Genomic DNA, 16,294 nt, shown 5'->3' with positions numbered 1-16,294 from the left:
CACCCCCATCGGCGTCTTCCGCAACACCCGACGCCCCGTCTACGACACCCTCATGGCCGAACAGCTGGAGAAGGCCGTCGACCAGCGCGGCAAGGGGGACCTGGCGTCGCTGCTCACCGGCAGCGACACCTGGACCGTGGTCGGCTGAGCCGACACCGCCCGCCGGCACCCACGCAGCCCGGATCCCGTTCCACGGGGTCCGGGCTTCGCCGTACCGCACCCCCGTCCTGCCACTTTCTAAAAGTTAGCGCTTTCTGTACGATAGTGGAGCACCCGCACCCACCACAGGAGCGCATCATGAGCATCGTCGTCACCGGAGCCACCGGAGCCCTCGGCCGCCTCGTCGTCGGGGAACTGCTGACCCGGGTCCCCGCCGCCGAGCTGGCCGTCGTCGTACGCAACGAGGAGAAGGCCGCCGACCTGGCCGCCCGCGGCATCGACGTACGGGTCGCCGACTACGACGACCCCGCGAGCCTGGCCGGTGCCTTCCGGGCCGGCGACCGGGTCCTGCTGATCTCCGGCAGCGAGGTCGGGCGCCGCGTCCCGCAGCACACCGCCGTGATCAAGGCAGCGGAGGCCGCCGGGGTCGCCCAGCTCGCCTACACCGGGATCCTCGGCGGACCCGAGGCCGACTTCGAGCTGGCCTCCGAGCACAAGACCACCGAGCAGGCGATCCTCGACTCCGGCCTGCCCTACACCTTCCTGCGCAACGGCTGGTACCACGAGAACTACACCGCGCAGCTGCCCGTCGTCCTCGAGCACGGGGCGGTCGTCGGCAGTGCGGGCGAGGGCCGGATCGCCTCCGCGGCGCGGGCCGACTACGCGGCGGCCGCCGCCGCGGTGCTGACCGGCGAGGGCCACCTGAACCGGGTCTACGAGCTCTCCGGCGACACCGCCTGGAGCCTGGCCGAGTACGCCGCCGAGGTCGCGCGGCAGTCCGGGCGCGAGGTCGCGTACTCCGCGGTGCCGGGCGACACCCACCTGACCGTGCTGACCGGCGCCGGGGTGCCCGAGGGCTTCGCGGCGATCCTCGTCGACGTCGACGCGGCGATCTCGCGCGGCCGGCTCGCCGGCACCAGCGGCGACCTGGCCCGCCTGATCGGACGCCCCACGACCCCGGTGGCCGAGGCCATCACGGCCGCCCTGGCCTGAGGGCGGCCCGGCGACGACTCCGCAATGTCATGAGTATCTCGCCGAAACGGGCATGACAGCAGCCCCGTCCGGCGATACCTTCGTGAGGTTGTGAGATTGGCCGGAAGTCGCACTGGAGGTCCCGTGAAGGCGGAGAACGAGCAGCGCACGGGTTTGCTCTACGGATTCGGCGCTTACGGGATGTGGGGGCTGGTCCCCCTGTTCTGGCCGCTGCTCATGCCGTCCGGGGCGATCGAGATCCTGGCGCACCGCATGGTCTGGTCGCTGGCGGTGGTCGCCGTCGCGCTCCTGGCGCTGCGGCGCTGGAGCTGGATCGCCGAGCTGGTGCGCCAACCCCGCAAGCTGGGCCTGACCGCGCTGGCGGCGTCCGTGATCAGCGTGAACTGGGGCCTGTACATCTGGTCGGTCAACAACGGCCACGTCGTCGAGGCCAGCCTCGGCTACTTCATCAACCCGCTCGTCACCATCGCGCTCGGCGTGCTGGTCCTCGGCGAGCGGCTGCGCCGGGCGCAGTGGGCGGCGGTCGGGGTCGGTCTCGCCGCCGTCGTGGTGCTGGCCGTGGGCTACGGGCGGCCGCCGTGGATCTCGCTGGCGCTGGCCTGCTCCTTCGCCACGTACGGGCTGATCAAGAAGAAGCTCGACATGGGCGGCCTGGAGTCGCTGACCGCCGAGACGGCCCTGCTGTTCCTGCCCGCGCTCGGCTACCTGCTCTGGCTGGGGATGGAGGGACGCTCCACCTTCGCCTCACAGGGGCTCGGACACTCCGCGCTGCTGGCGTCGACGGGGCTGGTCACCGCGATCCCGCTGATCTGCTTCGGGGCCGCCGCGATCCGGGTGCCGCTGTCGACGCTGGGGCTGCTGCAGTACCTGGCCCCCGTGTTCCAGTTCGCCCTCGGCGTCCTCTACTTCCACGAGGCGATGCCGCCCGAGCGCTGGGCGGGCTTCGGTCTGGTCTGGGTCGCCCTGGTCGTGCTGACCTGGGACGCGCTGCGGACCTCCCGCCGCTCCCGGGCCCGGCTGGCCCGGGCCGGCGCCGGGGCCGGTGAAGCGGCCGCGGCCGCGGCCCCCGGTTCCGCACCGGCGCCGAGCCGAGAACCCGCGTAACCACTCCCCGGCCCAGCCCACGGGCCCCATACACCCCGCGATCCCCGGTACGGACCCCCGTACCGGGGATCGTCCGTATTCCGAACGACCTTGACCGGATTGCGCCCTTGACGGTCAGTCACACTCTCGCTGAACATCAGGCTCGCACTGACGCACCAATGCTCACCTGCACGATTCCCATGCGTTCCGTCGTATCCCCCGACGGTTCATCCCCCACGGAATCCCGGAGCCCCCACATGAGCCCGTCCGTCTCCCGGCGCCTGACCGCCGTGGCCGCGATCGCGGTCGCCGGTCTGTTCGCCACCACCGCCCCCGCCGCGCTCGCCGCCACGCCGGCCGCGCCCGCGGCACCCGCCGCCACCGCCGCCACCGCCGCGCCGACGCCGCCCGACATCCCGCTGGCCAACGTCAAGGCGCACCTGTCGCAGTTCCAGTCGATCGCCACCGCCAACGGCGGCAACCGCGCCCACGGCCGGGCCGGCTACAAGGCGTCGATCGACTACGTGAAGGGCAAGCTGGACGCGGCCGGCTTCACCACCACGCTCCAGACCTTCACCTCCAGCGGCGCCACCGGCTACAACCTGATCGCCGACTGGCCGGGCGGCGACCCGGGTTCGGTCCTGATGACCGGCTCCCACCTGGACTCGGTGACCGCCGGCCCCGGCATCAACGACAACGGCTCCGGCTCGGCGGCCGTACTGGAGGCGGCGCTGGCCGTCTCGCGCGCACAGCTCCAGCCCACCAAGCACCTGCGCTTCGGCTGGTGGGGCGCCGAGGAGCTGGGCCTGGTCGGCTCGCAGTACTACGTGAACAGCCTGCCGGCGGCGGAGAAGTCGAAGATCTCCGGCTACCTGAACTTCGACATGATCGGCTCGCCGAACCCGGGCTACTTCGTCTACGACGACGACCCGACCATCGAGCAGACCTTCAAGACGTACTTCGCGGGCCTGAACATACCCACGGAGATCGAGACCGAGGGCGACGGACGCTCCGACCACGCCCCGTTCAAGAACGCGGGCATCCCGGTCGGCGGCCTGTTCTCCGGCGCCGACTACACCAAGACGGCGGCGCAGGCCCAGAAGTGGGGCGGCACCTCCGGCAGGGCCTTCGACGCCTGCTACCACTCCTCCTGCGACACCACCGCGAACATCAACGACACCGCCCTGGACCGCAACTCCGACGCCATCGCCTACGCGATCTGGAACCTCGGGGCGGCCGTCCCGGTCCCGCCGGGCCCGTCCTTCGAGAACACCGCGGACGTGAACGTCCCGGACTCCCCCGGCGCCGCGGCGACCTCGCCGATCACGGTCTCCGGCGTGAGCGGCAACGCCCCGGCCACCACCAAGGTCGACGTGAACATCGTCCACACCTACCGAGGCGACCTGGTGATCGACCTGATCGCCCCGGACGGGACGGCGTACCGGCTGAAGAACTCCTCCAGCTCGGACTCGGCCGACAACGTGGTCGCGAGCTACACGGTGAACGCGTCCAGCGAGGTGGCCAACGGCGTCTGGAAGCTCCAGGTCAAGGACGTGGCGGCACAGGACACCGGCTACATCAACAGCTGGAAGATCACCTTCTGACCGGTTCCTGGATGAGGGCGCGGAGCTGCTGCGCGACCGCGGAGACGTCCGCGCGGCCCAGCTTCGCGTCCTCGACCAGGTCGCCGAGCTCCTCGGGCGAGGGCAGCTGCCGCGCACCGGCCACCCGCAGGTACGAGCGGGTCGCGGCGGCCGCGTAGAACTCGTTCATCGGGGACTCCAGCGCCGGGCAGACGGCCAGGGTGTGCAGGAACGCGGCGGCCCGCCACGCGGTGTCGGGGGCGGGCTGCTCGGGCACCAGCACCAGGTCGTTCTGGTGCCGGGCGACGGCGGCGGCCACTCCGGAGGGGTCCCATACGGCGGGATCCGACGGCAGATGGTGGGCCAGTGCGGTCCAGGCCCACTCCATGGTGATCTTCAATGGCCGAACCGCTCCTGGAAGTAGCCCCAGTGGTCCGCGAACTCCTCTATCCCGGACAGGAAGTTCTTCCGGTCCTCGTCGAGTTCGCGTTCGGTGACCTCGGTGATCAGCGCGGTGACCGTCGTCCCCAGCGCCGCCGCTCGCGCCTTGAGGCGGTCGTGGAACTCTTCGTCCAGGCGGATGGTGACGTGTCTCGACATGTCCCTCACGGTACAGCGGCCGCGCTGTACGCAGGAGGGGAACGGCACAAGGGTGGCCCGGGACACACGTCCCGGGCCACCCTCGGCGCCGTCGCGGCTACTTGGCGGAGTCGGCCGCCTTCACCAGCTGGTCCTTGGTGACCGCGCCGACGTAGACCTTGCCGTCGTCCGTGATCAGCGCGTTGACCAGGCGGGTCGACAGGACCCGGCCCTCGCCGAACTTCCCGTGGACCTTGTCCCCGAGGGAGTTGAGGAACTGCTTGGCCTCCTTGGGGGCGTTCTTGTCGTTCTCGATGTCCTTGAGGCCCCTGCCCGCGCCGGAGTCGATCCGCGCGACCGTGGACCAGCCCTCGCCGAGCACCTTCACGTCGCCCTTGCCCTGCGGTCCGCCGGCCAGCCCGCCGAAGCCCGGAAGGGACTCCAGCGCCTTGAAGCGCTCGTCGTCCTTGCCGTTCCGGCCGTCCTTGCCCTTGGCCGCGCCCTCGGTGAGCTTGGCGCCCTTGGGCGGGGTGAAGGCGAAGGAGTCGGCGGCCGGCTTGCCGAAGTCCACCTGGGTGAAGCCGGCTTCGACGATCGGCTTGCCGCCCTGGCTGGACAGCAGCTGGACCCGCAGCGGCACGCCGTTCTTCGCGTCGACCGCGATCTGGACGGACCCGACGGTCGAGCCGCTCTGCTTGGGCTTCAGCACCAGCTGGTAGGCGTCGCGCCCGGCGATCTGCGCGGTCTCGCCCACGCTGATGTCGGTGGTCGGGCCGGCGTTCTTCAGGATCTCCTGGGCGACCTGCTGCGGGGAGGCCGCGAGCCGGTCGGCCGTCTTGTGGTCCTGGCCGGAGCGGTCGGCCTTGTCGTGGAACGCCTCGTGGGACTTGCTGTCGTAGCCCCAGACGTCGTTGCCGTTGTGGACGAGGGTGTACTCGTCCTTGCCGTCCAGGAACGTGAGCTTCTGGCGGTCCGGGCCGTCGGCCGCGACGCGCAGGGTGTGCGTGCCGTTGGCCAGCTGCGCGATCTTGTCCTCCGGGTTGGCGGAGCCGCCCGTCACCCCGGCGCCGCCCAGCAGCCCGGAGGCCAGGGTGGGCAGGCCCAGGTCGGTGGTGATCCGCGCGCTGCCGGAGAGCGTCTGCACGTCGGAGGCCGCGACCTTCTCGATCAGCTGCTGCGCCGTCACCTTGGGAAGGTCCGGACTGCCGGCGTTGGCGAAGGCCGGGACCATCGCGACGGTCGCCGCGGCGACCCCTGCCACCGCGACCGGTACGGCGTACCGTGCGGCCTTGCGCGAGGTCTTCGTGTTCGCTGCCATCTCTGAGCCCTGCCCTCTTGTCCAGGGCGGCGACCGTTGCCGCCGCACTCACCCGATCCGGTGGGGTTTCGATGGATCCATCTCACCAAAACGGCGGCCCGGGGGCGTCAGTCCCCGGGATCAACTCCGCGTACGACCGTGGGATGACACGGGAAGGGCCCCCGCCCCGCGACCCGTAGGGGTCGCGGGAGCAGAGGGCCCGTTCCACGAGGGGTGGCGCGCCGGGGGTCAGCCCGCGCGGTGGACCACCGCGTCGCACAGCTCCTCCAGGGCCGACTTCGCGAAGCAGTCGGGCAGCGGGTCCAGCATGGCGCGCGCGTCCTGGGCGTACTGGATCGTGTCGCGGCGGGCCTGCTCCAGCGCGGGGTGCACCCGCAGCCGGGCGAGCACCTCGGCGTGCCGGGCGTCGTCCGTCAGGTCCCCGTCCAGCAGGCGCACCAGCTCCAGGTCCTCCGCGCGGCCCTCGCGCTCGGCCGTCTCCCGCAGCCGCAGCACGGGCAGCGTCGGGATGCCCTCGCGCAGGTCGGTGCCCGGGGTCTTGCCCGACTCGTGCGAGTCGGAGGCGATGTCGAGGACGTCGTCGGCCAGCTGGAAGGCGGTGCCGAGGCGCTCGCCGTACTGGGTCAGGATGTCCACCACCGACTCGTCGGCCCCGGACATCAGCGCGCCGAAGCGGCCGGACACGGCGATCAGCGAGCCGGTCTTGCCGGCGATGACGTCCAGGTAGTGGGCGACGGGGTCGCGGCCGTCGCGCGGACCGGCCGTCTCCAGGATCTGGCCCGTCACCAGCCGCTCGAAGGCCTCCGCCTGGATGCGCACGGCCTCGGGCCCGAGGTCCGCGAGGATGTGCGACGCACGGGCGAACAGGAAGTCACCCGTCAGGACCGCCACCGAGTTGCCCCAGCGGGCGTTCGCGCTCTCGACCCCGCGGCGCACGTCCGCCTCGTCCATGACGTCGTCGTGGTAGAGCGTGGCCAGGTGCGTCAGCTCCACGACCACCGCGGAGGGCACGATCCCGGGTGCGTAGGGGTCACCGAACTGCGCCGCGAGCATCACCAGCAGCGGCCGGAACCGCTTGCCCCCGGCGCGCACCAGGTGCTGCGCGGCCTCGGTGATGAAGGGGACTTCGCTCTTGGTGGCCTCCAGCAGACCCGCTTCGACAGCGGCCAGTCCGGCCTGGACATCGGCCTCAAGAGCCTGGTCCCGCACGCTCAGTCCGAACGGCCCGACGACGGTCACGAGGGGTACTCCTGTCTGCTGACGATCCGATGACGATCACATGGATTGTCAATGTGTCGCTGCCATCACTCAAGCCAGCGTATCGGGTCTGTTTTCGATCACGCAGAGCACCTGCCCGGCAGCCGCCCGGAGGTCCTCCGGCGGACGCGCGCGCACGGCCCGATGCGCACCGGTATGTTCGGTGAGAGGCGAAAAAGCCGGAGAATCCGTTTTATCCAGAACGGCGACCGACATGGGCTGAGGGAGCGTGCCGAACCCCCATGATCATCCGTACCGAGTTCCCCTACGCGACCGCCCACGAGGATGTCCGGATCCCGATGCCCGACGGGGTGGAGCTGTACGCCCGGATCTGGCGTCCGGTGACCGACGGCCCCGTCCCGGCCCTGCTGGAGTACCTGCCGTCCCGTCTGACCGACCGGACCGCCCCGCGCGACGCGCAGCGCCACCCCTGGTACGCCGGACACGGCTACGCCTCCGTACGGGTGGACGTGCGCGGCCACGGGTGCAGCGGGGGCCGCCCCGGTGACGCGTCCGACGCGCGCGAGCCGGCCGACGGGGTCGCGGTGGTGGAATGGCTGGCGGCGCAGCCGTGGTGCACCGGCTCCGTCGGCATGTTCGGCATCTCCCGGGGCGGCTCCAACAGCCTCCGGATCGCCGCCCTCGCGCCGGAGGCCCTCAAGGCCGTGGTCACCGTCTGCTCGACGGACGACCGCTTCGACAACGACGTCCACTACTCGGGCGGCTCGGTCCTGGCCGTGGACATGCACGCCCGGTCGGCGGCCGTGCTCGCCTTCGCCGCCCGCCCGCCGGACCCCCTGTACGCCGGGGACGGCTGGCGGGCGCAGTGGCTGGACCGGCTGGAGGGCCTGGAACCGCCCGTCCACACCTGGCTCGCACACCAGACCCGCGACGCCTACTGGCGCCACGGCAGCGTCCGCGAGGACTACGGGGCGATCCGCGCGGCGGTCCTCGCCGTGGGCGGCTGGCACGACCCCTACCGGGACACCGTGCTGCGCCTGGTCTCCGCCCTGCCCGCGGGCCGGGTCCGGGGCCTGATCGGCCCCTGGTCGCACCAGTACCCGGACCGCGGCCTGCCGCCGGGCCCGGCGATCGGCTTCCTCCAGGAGACCCTGCGCTGGTGGGACCACTGGCTCAAGGGCGCGGACACGGGGATCGCGGACGAGCCCCTCCTGCGCGCCTGGATCAGCGACTCGCACCCGCCGGCCACCACGTACGAGGAGCTTCCGGGCCGCTGGGTCGGCGAGAGGACCTGGCCGTCGCCCTCGATCGTGCCCGTCTCGTACGGCCTCCAGGGCGCGCCGGTGGCCGTCGCCTCCCCGCAGCACACCGGGCTGGACGCCGGGCGCTTCCTGCCCTCCGGCAACGACGCCGACCTGCCGCCGGACCAGCGGGAGGAGGACGCCAAGTCGGCCTGCTTCGAGTTCCCGGTGGCGGCCGAGCCGGTGGAGGTCCTGGGCCGCCCGTCGGTCACCCTGCGGCTGCGGATGGACGTCCCGTACGGGCAGGTCGCCGCCCGCCTGTGCGACGTGGCCCCGGACGGGGCCTCGACCCTGGTCACGCGGGGCACGCTGAACCTCTCCTCCCGCCGCGGACGGTCGCGCGCGGTGCCGTGGCCCGCCGGCGCCTGGGAGGACGTCACCTTCGAGCTGAACGGCATCGGCCACCGCTTCCCGCCCGGGCACCGGATCCGCCTGTCCCTCTCCTCGGCGTACTGGCCGTGGATCTGGCCGCGGGCCGGCTCGGAGGCCGGCTGGACCCTCGACCCGGCGGGCAGCACCCTGGAACTCCCGGTCCGCGCGTCCTCCCCCGCCCCGGAGGGGATCGTCTTCGAAGCCCCGGAGCAGGCGGAACCCCTGGGCGTCTCCCAGCCCGCCACGCTGGACGACCCCCGCCCGGAGCGCCTCGTGGTCCGCGACGTCGCCCGCGGCACCTGGCGCCTGGAGGTGGACCCCCGCCACGGGGGCGCGCGGGTGTACCCGGACGGGCTGGAGTGCGAGGAGGAGGCGCGCGAGGTCTACGAGATCCGGCAGTCGGACCCCCTCTCCGCCCGCACCCGCTCCGACTGGCGCATCCGGCTCCACCGCCCGGAACCGGGCTGGGACGTGACGATCGAGACCCGCTCCGAGATCTCGTGCGACGAGGGCGGCTTCGTCACGTCGAACGAGGTGGTGTGCCGGGAGGCCGACGACGTCCTCTACCACCGCACCTGGCAGCGCCGCCTCCCCCGCTCAGCGGGCTGATCCCGGCGGGGCGGGGGCGGGGGCGTTGAGCCGGCCCGCCCTCTCCTCACCCGTACAGCCGCTCCAGGACCACCGCGATGCCGTCCGCCTCGTTGGACAGCGTCACCTCGTCCGCGACGGCGAACAGCTCGCGGTGCGCGTTCGCCATGGCCACCCCGTGGGCCGCCCAGGCGAACATCGGCACGTCGTTGGGCATGTCACCGAAGGCGATCGTCGACGCGGCCGCCACGCCCAGGGCCTCCGCGGCCCGGGCCAGGCCGCTCGCCTTGTCGATGCCCGGCGGCTGGAGCTCCACCGTGTGCTCGCCCGCCATCGTGACGTTGACCAGGTCCCCGACCACCGACCGCGCCACCCGCGTCAGCTCGTCGTCGTCCAGCCGGGGGTGCTGGAGCAGCACCTTCGTGATCGGGGCCGACCACAGGTCCTCCCGCCTGGGCACGCGGACCGTCGGCAGGTGCGGGTGCCACATCCGGTAGCCCGGCCCTATCAGCATCTCCGCGTCCAGGCCCTCCTGGTTGACCGCCGTGTACACCTCGCCGATCTCCGCCTCGATCTTGCCGAGGGCCATCTCGGCCAGCCCCCGGTCCATGGAGACGGAGTGCAGCAGCAGTCCGCGCGCCGCGTCGTACACCTGCGCGCCCTGCCCGCACACCGCGAGCCCCGTGTACCCAAGGTCGTCCAGGACGTGCCGGATCTGGGGGACCGGGCGTCCGGTGACGACGATGTGGCGGGCGCCGGCCGTGCGCGCCGTCGCGAGCGCCGCGCAGGAGCGGGCGGAGACGGTGTCACCGGCGCGCAGCAGAGTCCCGTCCAGGTCGGTGGCGATCAAGGCATAGGGGAGGGCGGAAGTCACGGCGCCAAGGATACGGACCCCCTTGGACAAGTCCTACAAATAGCGCCCGAATCCGGCCTCCCACAGACCCCATGCGCCACGTAACGTGTCAGCCAGCCCCCGGGACACCCCCGGACCGCGTCGAAAGCGAGGCAGTACCCCATGCCCCAGCAGAGCCCCCTCGATGTCCCCGAGGGCGACCCGTTCGGGCCGCACAACCTCCCGTACGGTGTCTTCTCCACCCCGCAGGAGCCGCAGCGCCGCCGGGTCGGCGTGCGGATCGGCGGGTACGTGCTCGACGCGGGGGCCGTGGCCGTCGCGCTCGGGTCCCCGTACGCCGGGCTGCTCGCCCAGGGTTCCCTCAACCCGCTGCTCGCCGCCGGCCGCACCGCCTGGCGCGACGTGCGCCGCGCGCTGACCGCCTGGGTCACCGACCCCGGCCACCGCGGGACGGTGGAGCCGCACCTGCTGCCGCTGGACGGGGTCGAGCTGCACCTGCCGTACGAGGTCGCGGACTACGTCGACTTCTACGCGAGCGAGCACCACGCCACCAACGTCGGCCGCATCTTCCGGCCGGACGGCGACGCGCTCACCCCCAACTGGAAGCACCTGCCGATCGGTTACCACGGCCGCTCGGGCACGATCGTCGTCTCCGGCACCGACGTCGCGCGCCCCTGCGGCCAGCGGAAGGCGCCCACCGACCCGGCCCCCGTCTTCGGCCCGTCGGTGAAGCTGGACATCGAGGCCGAGGTCGGCTTCGTCGTCGGCACCCCATCGGAGCTGGGCCGTCCGGTCGCCCTCGCCGACTTCGAGGAGCACGTCTTCGGCCTGTTCCTCCTCAACGACTGGTCGGCCCGCGACATCCAGGCCTGGGAGTACGTGCCGCTCGGCCCCTTCCTCGGCAAGTCCTTCGCCACCTCCGTCTCGGCCTGGGTGACCCCCCTGGAGGCCCTGGACGCGGCCCGCGTGGCCCCGCCCGCCCGGGACTTCCCGCTGCTGCCCTACCTCGACGACTCCGCCACCGACCGCCCCGGCGGCTTCGACCTGCACATCACCGTGTCCATCAACGGGCAGGAGGTGGCCCGGCCGCCGTTCGCCTCCATGTACTGGACCGCCGCCCAGCAGCTGGCCCACATGACCGTCAACGGCGCCTCCCTGCGCACCGGCGACGTGTTCGGCTCCGGCACCGTCAGCGGCCCGGAGGTCGACCAGCGCGGCTCGCTGCTGGAGCTCACCTGGAACGGCCGCGACGCCGTCGAGCTCGCCGACGGCAAGCGCACCTTCCTGGAGGACGGCGACACCGTCACCCTGACCGCCTGGGCCCCCGGCCCCGACGGCACCCGCGTCGGCCTCGGCGAGGTCACCGGCCGCATCGCCGCCGCCCGCCCGTAGCCACCGGTCGCCACACGATCGGCGGGGTGGCGGGCCCTCCCGCCACCCCGCCGCACCACCCCGGCGCATCCGCAGGTCGCGCCCCTGCCGCCACCCCCGCGGACCCCGCGGCGCCGCCGCGGCCCCGCGCGGGGGCGGCGTACGCCGCCCGCGCCGCCCGAGTGGCGGCCCCCCGGCGCCGAGGTGACGCTGCCTGCATGTCCCCTCGTACCGGAAGAATCGCCCCCCTCGCCCTCGCGGCGGCCGCGACCCTGGCGGCCGCGCCGTCGGCTCCCGCGGCCGCCGCGCCCGCCCCCCGGCTGACACCCTCCGCCCAACTGGCCCTGGCCTACCGGGCGACCGCGAAGTACCACCGCCACAGCGCCGGCGTCGAGGCCGGCTACGTGCCCGACCAGTACTGCGTCGTGGACCCGAACGGCGGTCCGGGCGCGCTGGGTTACCCGCACTTCAACCACGCCTACGACGGCTCCGTGGACCCGGGGAAGCCCACCGCCCTGCTCTACGAGGGCGACGGCAAGGGCCGCTGGAACCTGGTGGGGCTCGAATGGATGGTCGTCGACAAGGACGGCCGGTTGGACACCGACGACGACCGGCCCTCCCTCTTCGGCGAGCCGTTCCGCGGTCCGCTGCCGGCCCGCTACAAGGGGCAGAAGGTGCACTACTCGCTGCACCTGTGGCTGTGGAAGGACAACCCGGCCGGCCGCTTCGAGCCGTTCAACCCGCGCGTCGTCTGCCGCCCCGGCACCACCCGCCCCCGCCCGGTCGCCCCGGCGGCCACGCCCTCCCCCGCCACCCCCTCCCCCGCGGCCACCTCCCCGTAGCCGCCCCCGTTCGGCGGCCCCCGTTCGGCGGCCCGCCGCGTGCACGGCCCGCGCACCGCCGGGATGGTGGAACGACAGCCCCTCCGGGACCCCCGAGCACCAGGAGCTCCCATGCCCGTAGCCCGCGGCCTCACGGCCCTGTCCGCCTGTGCCGTCGCCGGGGCGTCCGTCGTCCTGGCCGCCCTCCCCCCGGCCCACGCCGTGGACGGTCCGGCGCCCGACCCGCACGACGTGAAGGCGATGCGCGACATGGCCACGGCCATGGCGGTGACCGCCAAGTACGTGGACGAGCGGGAAGCGATCAAGGACGGATACGTCCCGCACGGCCAGGAGTGCATGACTAACCCCTTCGGCGCGGGCTCCATGGGCTACCACTACGTCAAGGAGGCCAACTGGGGTTCGACGGACCCCGCCAGGCCGACCGCGCTCCTCTACAGCACCGAGAAGGACCGCAACGGCCGGCGCAGGCTCCAGACCGTGGAGTGGATGGTCCGCGACCGGGACCAGGACCTGACGACGAAGGACGACCGCCCGTCGATGTTCGGCCTGCCCTTCGACGGGCCGATGCCCGGCCACTGGGCGGGCATGCCCAAGCACTACGACCTGCACATGTGGGCGTACAAGGACAACCCGGCGGGCCGCTTCCACAACTGGAACACGGCCCTCAAGTGTCCCGCGACCAGCGCCGCCACCCCCGCCGGCCCGGCCCACGCCCACCACGGCTAGGCGGCCCGGACGCACACGGGCCCGGCTCCCCGAGGGGGAGCCGGGCCCGTGGTCCGCGCGGGGTCAGCGCACGAAGGTGCTCGCGTGTCCGGCCAGCTCCAGGAAGTACTGCGGTGCCAGGCCCAGCACCAGCGTGACGGCGACACCGACCGCGATGGTGGTCATCGTCAGCGGCGAGGGCACCGCCACCGTCGGCCCGTCGGCCTTCGGCTCGCTGAAGAACATCAGGACGATCACCCGGATGTAGAAGAACGCGGCGATCGCCGACGAGATGACACCGACGACGACCAGCACCCCGGCACCGCCCTCCGCCGCCGCCTTGAACACGGCGAACTTCCCGGCGAAACCCGAGGTCAGCGGGATGCCGGCGAAGGCCAGCAGGAACACCGCGAAGACCGCCGCGGTGAGCGGCGAACGCCGGCCCAGCCCGGCCCACTTCGACAGGTGCGTGGCCTCGCCGCCCGCGTCGCGGACCAGCGTGACCACCGCGAACGCGCCGATCGTCACGAAGGAGTAGGCCCCCAGGTAGAAGAGGACGGACTGGATGCCCTGCGCCGACGTGGCGATCACACCGGCCAGGATGAACCCGGCGTGTGCGATCGAGGAGTACGCCAGGAGCCGCTTCACGTCGGTCTGGGTCACGGCGATCACCGCGCCCGCGAGCATCGTGACGATCGCGACGCCCCACATCACCGGCCGCCAGTCCCAGCGCAGCCCGGGCAGGACCACGTAGAGCAGGCGCAGCAGGGCGCCGAAGGCGGCCACCTTGGTCGCGGCGGCCATGAAGCCGGTCACGGGGGTGGGGGCGCCCTGGTAGACGTCCGGGGTCCACATGTGGAAGGGGACCGCGCCGACCTTGAAGAGCAGGCCCATGAGGATCAGCGCGCCGCCGATCAGCAGCAGCGCGTCGTTGCCCATGGTGGAGGCCAGCGCCGGGTCGACGGTGGAGACGGTGCCGTCCACGACGTCGGCGATCACGGCGTACGAGACGGAGCCCGCGTAGCCGTAGAGCAGGGCGATGCCGAAGAGCAGGAACGCCGAGGAGAAGGCGCCGAGCAGGAAGTACTTGACGGCCGCCTCCTGCGACATCAGCCGCTGGCGGCGGGCGACGGCGCAGAGCAGGTAGAGCGGGAGGGAGAAGACCTCCAGGGCGACGAACAGGGTCAGCAGGTCGTCGGCCGCCGGGAAGATGAGCATCCCGGCGATGGCGAACAGGGTGAGCGGGAACACCTCGGTGGTGGTGAACCCGGCCTTGACCGCGGCCTTCTCACTGTCGCTGCCCGGTACGGACGCGGCCTGGGCGGCGAAGGAGTCCACCCGGTTGCCGTGCGCCTTCGGGTCGAGGCGGCGCTCGGCGAAGGTGAACACGGCCACGATCGAGGCCAGCAGGATGGTGCCCTGGAGGAACAGCGCCGGGCCGTCGACGGCGATGGCGCCCATGGCCGCGATGTGGGCCTTGGTGTTCCCGTACCCGCCGGCCGCGAGGCCGACGACCGCCGCGAAGGCCGCGGCCAGCGCGGCGACGGAGAGGAACACCTGGAGGTGGTAGCGGGACCTGCGCGGGACGAAGGCCTCGACGAGGACGCCGAGGACGGCCGCGCCCACCACGATCAGCGTGGGCGCGAGCTGCGCGTACTCGATGTGCGGGGCCGGGATCCTGTCGGCCGGACCGTTGGCCGCCAGTGTCAGCAGGCCCTGGGCAGCAGTCGCGGTGCTCACTTGACCGCCTCCCCGTTCTTGGCTTCGACGGCGACCTCAGGCTTGGGGTCCGTCTGCTTCACGTCCGACAGCGAGTACTGCACCGCCGGGTTGACGATGTCCGTCAGCACCTTCGGGTAGACGCCCAGTCCGATCAGCAGCACGATCAGCGGGGCGACCACCAGGAGCTCCCGCGCGCGCAGGTCGGGCAGGGTGCGGACCTCCGGCTTCACGGGGCCGGTCATGGTCCGCTGGTACAGGACCAGGGTGTACAGCGCGGCCAGCACGATGCCGATGGTGGCGATGATGCCGACGGCCGGGTACCGGGCGAAGGTGCCGACCAGCACCAGGAACTCGCTGACGAAGGGAGCCAGCCCCGGCAGGGAGAGGGTGGCGAGGCCGCCGATCAGGAAGGTGCCGGCGAGGACCGGGGCCACCTTCTGGACGCCGCCGTAGTCGGCGATGAGCCGCGAGCCGCGCCGGGAGATCAGGAAGCCGGCGACCAGCATCAGCGCCGCCGTCGAGAGGCCGTGGTTGACCATGTACAGCGTCGCGCCCGACTGCCCCTGGGAGGTCATCGCGAAGATGCCCAGGATGATGAAGCCGAAGTGCGAGATGGACGCGTACGCCACCAGCCGCTTGATGTCGCGCTGCCCGACCGCGAGCAGCGCGCCGTAGACGATGCTGATCAGGGCCAGGACGAGGATCACCGGGGTGGCCCACCGGCTGGCCTCCGGGAAGAGCCCGAGGCAGAAGCGGAGCATCGCGAAGGTGCCGACCTTGTCGACGACCGCGGTGATCAGCACGGCGACCGGGGCGGTGGCCTCGCCCATGGCGTTCGGCAGCCAGGTGTGCAGCGGCCACAGCGGGGCCTTCACCGCGAAGGCGAAGAAGAAGCCGAGGAAGAGCAGCCGCTCGGTGTTGGTCGCCATGTCCAGGGTGCCCGCCGCGCGGGCGGCGGTGATCTCCTGGAGCGAGAAGTTCCCGGCGACCACGTACAGCCCGATGACGGCGGCGAGCATGATCAGGCCGCCGACCAGGTTGTAGAGGAGGAACTTGACCGCGGCGTAGGAGCGCTGGGCGGCGGCGTTCTCGTCGGTGCCCGCGTGGGCCCGGTCCCCGAAGCCGCCGATGAGGAAGTACATCGGGATGAGCATGGCTTCGAAGAAGACGTAGAAGAGGAAGACGTCGGTGGCCTCGAAGGAGATCACCACCATCGCCTCGACCATCAGGATCAGGGCGAAGAAGCCCTGGGTGGGGCGCCAGCGGGAAGAGTTCGTCTCCAGGGGGTCGGCGTCGTTCCAGCCGGCCCCGATCACGAACGGGATCAGCAGCGCGGTGAGCGCGATGAGCGCCACCCCGATGCCGTCCACGCCCAGTTCGTAGCGGACCCCGAAGTCGGGGATCCAGGCGTGGGACTCGGTGAGCTGGTAGCGCGCGCCACCGGGTTCGAAGCGGACCGCGACGAGCACGGCCAGGGCCAGGGTCGCCAGCGAGAAGAGCAGCGCGAGCCACTTGGCGGCGGTCCGCTGCTTGGCCGGGACGGCGGCGGTGAGGACCGCGCCGACCGCGGGGACCGCGGCCGTCACCGTCAGAAGCGGGAAGGTCAT

General features: G+C 72.4%; 14 protein-coding genes and 1 pseudogene. 8 read left to right on the top strand and 7 right to left on the bottom strand.

Annotated features, from left to right (window positions below; all coding sequences use genetic code 11):
* From AB0469_RS35780 to AB0469_RS35765, 4 genes and pseudogenes are all read left to right on the top strand, one after another.
* A pseudogene (locus AB0469_RS35780) lies at positions 1 to 148 on the top strand (2-oxoacid:ferredoxin oxidoreductase subunit beta); the annotation flags it as partial.
* Positions 149 to 297: 149 nt separating this feature from the next.
* Positions 298 to 1,152, top strand: coding sequence for an SDR family oxidoreductase (locus AB0469_RS35775; protein WP_366455702.1), 855 nt, complete (start codon positions 298 to 300; stop codon positions 1,150 to 1,152).
* 123 nt (positions 1,153 to 1,275) lie between these two features.
* Complete coding sequence (gene rarD / locus AB0469_RS35770) at positions 1,276 to 2,256, top strand: EamA family transporter RarD (protein ID WP_366455701.1); 981 nt, start codon at positions 1,276 to 1,278, stop codon at positions 2,254 to 2,256.
* A 236-nt stretch (positions 2,257 to 2,492) separates the two neighbouring features.
* Complete coding sequence (locus AB0469_RS35765; RefSeq protein WP_366455700.1) at positions 2,493 to 3,839, top strand: M28 family metallopeptidase; 1,347 nt, start codon at positions 2,493 to 2,495, stop codon at positions 3,837 to 3,839.
* On the opposite strand, the gene AB0469_RS35760 is transcribed toward AB0469_RS35765, so the two are convergent.
* The 4 genes from AB0469_RS35760 to AB0469_RS35745 form a co-directional block, all read right to left on the bottom strand.
* Positions 3,829 to 4,218, bottom strand: a complete 390-nt coding sequence (locus tag AB0469_RS35760) for a hypothetical protein (RefSeq protein WP_366455699.1) — start codon at positions 4,216 to 4,218, stop codon at positions 3,829 to 3,831. The two genes, AB0469_RS35765 and AB0469_RS35760, sit on opposite strands and share 11 nt — an antisense overlap.
* On the bottom strand, positions 4,215 to 4,418 hold the full coding sequence (locus AB0469_RS35755) for a ribbon-helix-helix domain-containing protein (protein WP_237293031.1): 204 nt from the start codon (positions 4,416 to 4,418) through the stop codon (positions 4,215 to 4,217). The genes AB0469_RS35760 and AB0469_RS35755 overlap by 4 nt, the downstream gene beginning before the upstream one ends.
* A 97-nt stretch (positions 4,419 to 4,515) precedes the next feature.
* The gene (locus tag AB0469_RS35750; protein WP_366455698.1) at positions 4,516 to 5,715 is read right to left on the bottom strand and encodes a sigma-E factor regulatory protein RseB domain-containing protein; all 1,200 of its coding nucleotides are present in this window, start codon (positions 5,713 to 5,715) and stop codon (positions 4,516 to 4,518) included.
* A gap of 228 nt (positions 5,716 to 5,943) precedes the next feature.
* The gene (locus AB0469_RS35745) at positions 5,944 to 6,954 is read right to left on the bottom strand and encodes a polyprenyl synthetase family protein (protein WP_366455697.1); all 1,011 of its coding nucleotides are present in this window, start codon (positions 6,952 to 6,954) and stop codon (positions 5,944 to 5,946) included.
* Between the two features lie 260 nt (positions 6,955 to 7,214).
* On the opposite strand from AB0469_RS35745, the gene AB0469_RS35740 reads away from it, so the two are divergent.
* Positions 7,215 to 9,215, top strand: a complete 2,001-nt coding sequence (locus AB0469_RS35740; protein ID WP_366455696.1) for a CocE/NonD family hydrolase — start codon at positions 7,215 to 7,217, stop codon at positions 9,213 to 9,215.
* A 46-nt stretch (positions 9,216 to 9,261) separates the two neighbouring features.
* Here the strand turns inward: AB0469_RS35740 and AB0469_RS35735 are convergent, their stop codons facing one another.
* Positions 9,262 to 10,068 (bottom strand): HAD family hydrolase, encoded by an 807-nt coding sequence (locus AB0469_RS35735; RefSeq protein WP_042809327.1) that lies wholly within the window; start codon positions 10,066 to 10,068, stop codon positions 9,262 to 9,264.
* Positions 10,069 to 10,209: 141 nt separating this feature from the next.
* On the opposite strand from AB0469_RS35735, the gene fahA reads away from it, so the two are divergent.
* The 3 genes from fahA (at position 10,210) to AB0469_RS35720 (ending at position 12,986) form a co-directional block, all read left to right on the top strand.
* A complete protein-coding gene (gene fahA, locus AB0469_RS35730; protein ID WP_366455695.1) occupies positions 10,210 to 11,439 on the top strand; it encodes a fumarylacetoacetase in 1,230 nt (409 codons plus the stop codon).
* 197 nt (positions 11,440 to 11,636) lie between these two features.
* Entirely contained in the window at positions 11,637 to 12,260 is a 624-nt protein-coding gene (locus tag AB0469_RS35725; RefSeq protein WP_366455694.1) for a hypothetical protein, read from the top strand.
* 111 nt (positions 12,261 to 12,371) lie between these two features.
* Positions 12,372 to 12,986, top strand: a complete 615-nt coding sequence (locus tag AB0469_RS35720) for a hypothetical protein (protein WP_366455693.1) — start codon at positions 12,372 to 12,374, stop codon at positions 12,984 to 12,986.
* 63 nt (positions 12,987 to 13,049) lie between these two features.
* On the opposite strand, the gene nuoN is transcribed toward AB0469_RS35720, so the two are convergent.
* Together nuoN and AB0469_RS35710 are read right to left on the bottom strand one after the other, a co-directional pair.
* Positions 13,050 to 14,705, bottom strand: coding sequence for an NADH-quinone oxidoreductase subunit NuoN (gene nuoN, locus AB0469_RS35715; protein WP_366455692.1), 1,656 nt, complete (start codon positions 14,703 to 14,705; stop codon positions 13,050 to 13,052).
* Positions 14,702 to 16,294 (bottom strand): NADH-quinone oxidoreductase subunit M, encoded by a 1,593-nt coding sequence (locus AB0469_RS35710; protein ID WP_366455690.1) that lies wholly within the window; start codon positions 16,292 to 16,294, stop codon positions 14,702 to 14,704. Before AB0469_RS35710 ends, nuoN begins: the two co-directional genes overlap by 4 nt.

The sequence above is a fragment of the Streptomyces sp. NPDC093801 genome (assembly GCF_040701585.1).
In the GTDB taxonomy this organism is placed as follows: domain Bacteria; phylum Actinomycetota; class Actinomycetes; order Streptomycetales; family Streptomycetaceae; genus Streptomyces.
This window is presented reverse-complemented; position numbering and strand designations above follow the sequence as displayed.